Consider the following 6,101-nt stretch of genomic DNA (forward strand, 5'->3'; position numbering starts at 1 on the left):
GGAAGGACGTGCCATAACTCGATCCTCTCAAACGATCGAGTCCCTACCGAACCCGGAACGGTTCACCGGTTTGCCCGGTCTGAGCCGCGGGAGTCGGCACTGGCGTATATGCGGGGGCTGATATCTCCGCTGGAGCGGAAGAACGGCTGGACGTTTGCCGAGGAGGCAGGGCATGCGGCTCCGGACCGGATGCACTGGCTGCTGAACCGGTGCGACTGGGACGCCGATGAAGTCCTCGACGACGTCCGCGACTACGTCGTTGAGCATCTCGGTGACCCGGACGCGGTCCTGATCGTGGACGACACCGGTTTCCTGAAGAAGGGCGTCCGCTCCGCCGGGGTCCAGCGCCAGTACTCGGGAACGGCGGGCCGGACGGAGAACTGCCAGGTCGGTGTCTTCCTCGCCTATGCCGGTGCCCGCGGTCGAACGCTGATAGACCGCCGCCTGTATCTGCCCACGTCATGGACCGATGACCGGGAACGCTGCCGGACCGCGGGCATCGAGGACACGGTGGCCTTCGAGACGAAGGTCGTCATCGCCAAAGCCATGGTCCGCCGGGCGATCACGGAGAAGATTCCGTGCCGGTGGGTGACGGCGGACGCCGCCTACGGCTTCTCCAAGGGCTGGCGGACCGAGCTGGAACGGGCTGATGTCTTCCATGTCATGGCCACCACCCGGCATGACACCGTCGTCTCCCGCTGGGCGATGGACCACCCGGTTCACGACCTGTTCAACGGCCTCGCGAGGCAGAAGTGGAAGCGTCGTTCCTGCGGGATGGGCGCCCACGGCCCGCGGGTCTACGACTGGGCGAGGGTCGAGGTCCGGCCCTGGCACCGGGAGGACCGCCGGCACTGGGTGATCGCCCGCCGAAGTGTGAGCCGGCCGGACCAGATCTCCTACTACATCGCTTACTGCCCCGCCGACACCACCCTCGACGAGCTCATCCGCGTCGCGGGCAGCCGCTGGGCAATCGAGGAATGCTTCCAGACCGCCAAGCAGGAGTGCGGCCTGGACGACTACCAGGTCCGCCGCTACCCCGGATGCACCGCCACATCACCCTGGCCATGGCTGCACACGCCTGCCTCACCATCCTCCGGGCCCGAGCCCTGGATTCCGGGAAAGCAGAAACGGATCCTCCCGGCTCATACCCCTCACCCTCCCTGAACTCCGACGCCTGATCACCCGCCTCACCCACCCATGGCCACCACTCGTCGAGCACGTCCTGCACTGGTCAAACTGGCGCCGCCGACGCCAGTTCCAGGCCCGCATCAGCCACTACAAACGACGCGGCCACACGTCACCCAAAGCCCACAAACCATCACGCCAAACGCCGTTGCAGTACTAGTACTGCAGCAGGATTTTGATGTCTGACCTGCGGGTTTCGCTGGGCGGCTGGAGTGTAGCGGGCTGCGGTGTGGTCAGGGGCGGTCTTCGTCGGGCCGTCCATCGATCGTGCGACAACGCAGCAAGTAGTGGCAGCGGCGGGGCAGCTTCATCGGGTGATCAGCGCGCGTGTTGGCGAGCAGTGGAACCTGGACCTGGACGACCTCTTCGTGACCATTGGCCATCGGTTCGGCCGGGTGGAGCTACGCCGTCGCATGCGCGATTACGTACGCGGTCTGCTCGCCCCGGTGGCCCGGAAGAACAGCTGGCAACTGGCCGAGCAGGCAGGCCACGTCACCCCAGATGGCCTGCAGCACCTACTCGCCGGAGCGAATGGAACCCCGACGACATCCGCGATGACCTGCAGGAATACGTCGCTGACAAGCTCGGCGAGAGTGATGGCGTCCTCGTCATCGATGACACCGGGTTCATCAAGAAGGGCACCACATCCGCCGGGGTCCAGCGCCAATACTCCGGAACCGCCGGACGCACCGAGAACTGCCAGATCGGCGTCTTCGCCGCCTACGCCACCACCTTGGGCCGGGCCCTGGTCGACCGTGAGCTCTACCTGCCCAAGAGCTGGACCGAGGACCGTGAACGCTGCCGGGCAGCCCGCGTTCCCGACGAGCGGGAGTTCGCCACCAAGGGTGAACTGGCCCGCCGCATCGTGCTGAGGTCCCTCGCCTCACCGCTGCCCATCTCCTGGGTCACCGCGGACTCCGCCTATGGACAGGAGAGCCGCTTTCGCCGGCTGCTGGAACAGTCTGGCGTCGGCTACGTGCTGGCCGTGCCCAAGTCCCAGTTCACCGTGGGCTGCCCCCGCATCGACGGCCTGTTCGCGCAGGCCCCGGCCGAAGCATGGGAGAGGATTTCGTGCGGTGACGGCGCGAAAGGCCCTCGCGTCTACCACTGGGCGGCGGTGCGGCTGCCGGCTGTCGAGGAATTCGACTACCAGGGCGAAATCCCCCACCGGATGCGGTGGGCACTGGCCCGCCGCAGCATCCGCAGGCCCGACGAGATCGCCTACTACCTCGCCTACGCCCCTTTGGAGACCACCGTTCAGGAGCTGGTGCGGATCGCCGGGACACGCTGGGCGATCGAGGAGTGCTTCCAGGCCGCGAAGAACGAGTGCGGCCTGGACCAGTACGAAGTCCGTCGCTACGTCGGCTGGTACCGGCACATCACCCTCGCCATGCTCGCCCACGCCTTCCTGGCCTCCACGGCGCGCGATCTCCGGGAAAAGGGGGTGGCACCGATGAGGATGCAGGGGCAATCGAGTTCACAGTGGCGGAGGTTCGGCGACTCCTGGCAGCTTGTCGTCCCCGGCCCCCACACCTCCGTGGCGACCGAGGACGACACCACGCGCTGAGATGGTCGAACTGGCGCCGCCAGCGCCAAGCAGTCGCCCGCCGCTGCCACTACTCGCGGCGTTGTCGCACGATCGATGGACGGCCCGACGAAGACCGCCCCTGACCACACCGCAGCCCGCTACACTCCAGCCGCCCAGCGAAACTCGCAGGTCAGACATCAAAATCCTGCTGGAGTACTAGGCTAGAAGATACGGGCTTGGTGTAATCCGGCAGTGCACATCGGAGCCACCTACCCGCTGCAAGACACCACGCAAGCACTCGCAGAACTCCTAGGGCGACGCACGACCGGCAAGATCCTCCTGCGGCCCTGAAAACATCACTTACGCTGAAAGGTAAGAACGTGACCAACAGAATAATCCGTACCCCTGGGCAGATTCCCCGCCTCCCCGGTGCTGCCCGCGTCGGCGACCTCGTCTTCACCTCGGGGCTGATCTCGCCCAGCGCCGCTGCAGCGGCGCCTGGTGAAGTGGTGCCTTTCGCTCAGCAAGCCCGGGAAACCCTCGCCGAAATGAAGCGCATTCTTGGCGAGATTGGCGCCTCCACCGACGATGTTGTGCGCGTTGAGGCTTACCTCGCCCGCCGCGAGGACTTTGCCGAGTGGAACGATCAGTATAACGCCGTCTTCCCCGAGGTCGGCCCTGCCCGCATTACCCTAGTGACCGCTTTCGCCAGCGAGGCCTACCTGCTGGAAATCCAGGCTACAGCCGTGAGCGCAGGCCCCTGACAAGTCACGGCCACAGGCGCCTCGTTGAGGGAAGAGCCTGGCCGCGGCTGAGGCGATCAAGGCTTTCAGCCGCGGCCAGACCTCGACTTGTCACCGGTGATTGCTGTAACCGCTGAGCATCACTTCCGTCGATCGGCGGGGGTCAGAGTCCTTTGAAGAACGCAGTTATGTCGTCGGCGAGCAGCTCCGGCTGCTCGAGCGCGGCGAAGTGCCCACCTCTATCCATGTCAGTCCAGCGCTGGATGTTGGTGTACGTCTTTTCCGCCACCGAGCGTGGGGGGCGCAGGATTTCCTTTGGGAACGCGGTGTAGGCGGTCGGCACGTCGACGGTGCTTGGAATGGGCCAGGGGCCCTGCGAGCGCGCGTAGTACGGCCAGAATGATGATCCGATGGCACCGGTGAACCAGTAGAGCGAAATGTTCGCGAGCATGTCGTCACGCGAGACAGCGCTTTCCACCACACCTTTGTGATCAGTCCAGGCGTGGAACTTCTCGACGATCCAGCTCGCCAGCCCGGCGGGCGAGTCGGTAAGGCCATAGGCAAGTGTCTGCGGCCGCGTGCCCTGAATCGTGGCGTAGGCTGACCCTTCCTTCACCCACCCTTCAAGCTGCACAAGCCACTGCCGTTCCTCCTCGGTCGGAGAGGCAAAACTGGTGTTACGGAGCACCGCCAAGTAGTTGAGGTGAATCCCGGTGAGGAGCTCAGGTCGCTGGGCGCCGAGACGCGAGGTGATGAAGGCACCCCAGTCACCGCCCTGCGCGCCGAACTTCGTGTAACCAAGAACGTCGGTCATCAGCTTGGCGAACGTGTCGGCGATCTCTGCCACGCCGAAGCGACGCTGCCCCGGACGGAACGAGAGCGGGTAGCCAGGCAGAGAGGGTACGACGACAGTGAAGTGCTCGGTGAGACGTGGGATGACGTCGAGAAACTCGACGATCGAGCCCGGCCAGCCGTGGCTGAGAAGCAACGGCATCGGATTCTCACATCGCCCGGGCTCATGAATGTAGTGCAATGCGATGCCGTCGATCTCAACCCTGTACTGCCGGAAGCCGTTGATGCGTTCTTCCTGGGCCTTCCAGTCGAAATCGCTTTCCCAGTAGCGCACCAGCTCTTTCGCATAAGCGAGACTTGTGCCGGACTTCCAGGCTTCACCAGCCGGCTCGTCGGGCCAGCGCGTCCGCGCGAGACGGTCACGGAGGTCGGCCCGTGAGACATCAGACATCTGCAAGTGGAATGGTTCCGGGCGCATGGCTGAATGTTACGCCGACATGCTACAGCGCGCACGCAGGATACCAGCGGCTGGGGCTTGCTCCGCTCTTCGGGATCTTCCCGGCCACGGTCTGCCGGGTCATACAGCGTCTGCGTTCGCTTCTCGCGCTGGAGCCGGCGGCGCGGCCCGTCGCGGACGTCGAACGGTTGTGGATCGTGGACGGCACGCTGCTCCCGGTCCGTGACCGCAGCGTCGCGGCGTTTTCCCGTAACTACCGGTTTTCGGCGAACGTGCAGGTCATCATTGACGCCGATACCCGTCTGGTCGTCGCGAGCGCCCGGCCGGCACCGGGCAACAAGGCCGACGCCCACGTCTGGCGCGAGTCAGACCTGCCGGCGAAAGCCGCGGGCACTACGGTGATCGCTGACGGCGCCTACTTGGGTACCGGGCTGATCGTCCCGCACCGCAGACGAGCCGGACGCCCCCTCCTGCGCGGCCAGAAAGAGGACAACGCCGAACACCGCAGGGTCGAGCCCGCGTCGAGCACACCTTCGCCAGGATGAAGAACTGGAAGATCCTCCGCGACTGCCGCCAGAAAGGAGACGGCCTCCGCCACGCCGTCGCCACCATGCACAACCTCGCCATGGCACAGTGAACCAGCAGGTCAGACACCACTCAGCCATACCCGAAACGGACCTTCTGCAACACCCTTTACAGTAGAGGTTGTTGCAGAACGTCTGGGATGAGGCATTCCTCTTATGCGGGTGGGGTGTTGCGGGCTGGAGCGTTGGGGGTGGAGACGTTCACCGGCTTGCGGATGGGCCGGTTTGAGAAGCTAGTGAAGGTGGTGCAGGAACGGGGTGGAAACGGTCCCGGTGGCGGCCGCTCGTGATGCCTGCCGTTGCCGGATCGGGTCCTGCTGTTGGCCGTGTACCACCGAACGAACCTCACGACACGTCAGCTCGCCCCGCTCTCGGGATCTCCTCGGCCACCGTCTGCCGGGTCATCCAGCGCTTGCGGTCGCTACTGGTGTTGGAGCCGGCCCCGCGACGGGTCGCCGAAGTCGAACGAGTCCCGGTCGTGGACGGAACTTTGATCGCGATCCACGACCGCACACTCGCCGCGTCCTCCCGCAACCCGTGGAGCGGACCTACGGCTAGGGCCTGTGTGGTGTCGTGATCAGTTGCTGGGTTTTGCCTTCTCTGTCGGGCGGAACCCGGTAGGACATTGGTCGTGACACGTAGGCAACTCACCAATGCACAGTGGAAGTTCATCGAGCCGTACCTGCCGATCGGCAGGTGCGGCCGTACCCCGAACGGCTGCGGGAACAGTTCGAGGGGGTGATCTGACGGTTCCGTTGATGGTGTCCCGCCGAGTGGTGTAGCTGATCTTGGCTGGGAAGTGCGCCCTCATC

2 protein-coding genes and 4 pseudogenes are annotated in these 6,101 nt (G+C 65.1%); 5 read left to right on the forward strand and 1 reads right to left on the reverse strand.

The window, feature by feature from the left end:
• Window positions 1–21: 21 nt before the first annotated feature.
• From ACFWW8_RS37840 to ACFWW8_RS37850, 3 genes and pseudogenes are all read left to right on the forward strand, one after another.
• Window positions 22–1,178, forward strand: a pseudogene (locus tag ACFWW8_RS37840) (IS701 family transposase).
• Between the two features lie 324 nt (window positions 1,179–1,502).
• Window positions 1,503–2,752 (forward strand): annotated as a pseudogene (locus ACFWW8_RS37845) (IS701 family transposase).
• 341 nt (window positions 2,753–3,093) lie between these two features.
• Window positions 3,094–3,477 carry a RidA family protein gene (locus tag ACFWW8_RS37850; protein ID WP_386537312.1) on the forward strand — a complete coding sequence of 128 codons (384 nt, stop codon included), beginning with the start codon at window positions 3,094–3,096 and terminating at the stop codon, window positions 3,475–3,477.
• Between the two features lie 142 nt (window positions 3,478–3,619).
• On the opposite strand, the gene ACFWW8_RS37855 is transcribed toward ACFWW8_RS37850, so the two are convergent.
• On the reverse strand, window positions 3,620–4,726 hold the full coding sequence (locus tag ACFWW8_RS37855; protein WP_386537315.1) for an epoxide hydrolase family protein: 1,107 nt from the start codon (window positions 4,724–4,726) through the stop codon (window positions 3,620–3,622).
• 56 nt (window positions 4,727–4,782) lie between these two features.
• Between ACFWW8_RS37855 and ACFWW8_RS37860 the strand changes: the two are divergent.
• Both ACFWW8_RS37860 and ACFWW8_RS37865 read left to right on the forward strand, forming a co-directional pair.
• Window positions 4,783–5,342, forward strand: a pseudogene (locus ACFWW8_RS37860) (transposase); the annotation flags it as partial.
• A gap of 87 nt (window positions 5,343–5,429) precedes the next feature.
• Window positions 5,430–5,824: pseudogene (locus tag ACFWW8_RS37865) on the forward strand (transposase family protein); the annotation flags it as partial.
• Window positions 5,825–6,101 lie beyond the last annotated feature (277 nt).

Origin of the sequence: Streptomyces sp. NPDC058701 (genome assembly GCF_042715295.1) — a bacterium.
Taxonomy (GTDB): domain Bacteria; phylum Actinomycetota; class Actinomycetes; order Streptomycetales; family Streptomycetaceae; genus Streptomyces.

Bases quoted from the DNA above. Each gene is read 5' to 3' on its own strand.
- ACFWW8_RS37855 (WP_386537315.1), bottom strand. From the start codon at position 4,726: ATGCGCCCGGAACCATTCCACTTGCAGATGTCTGATGTCTCACGGGCC.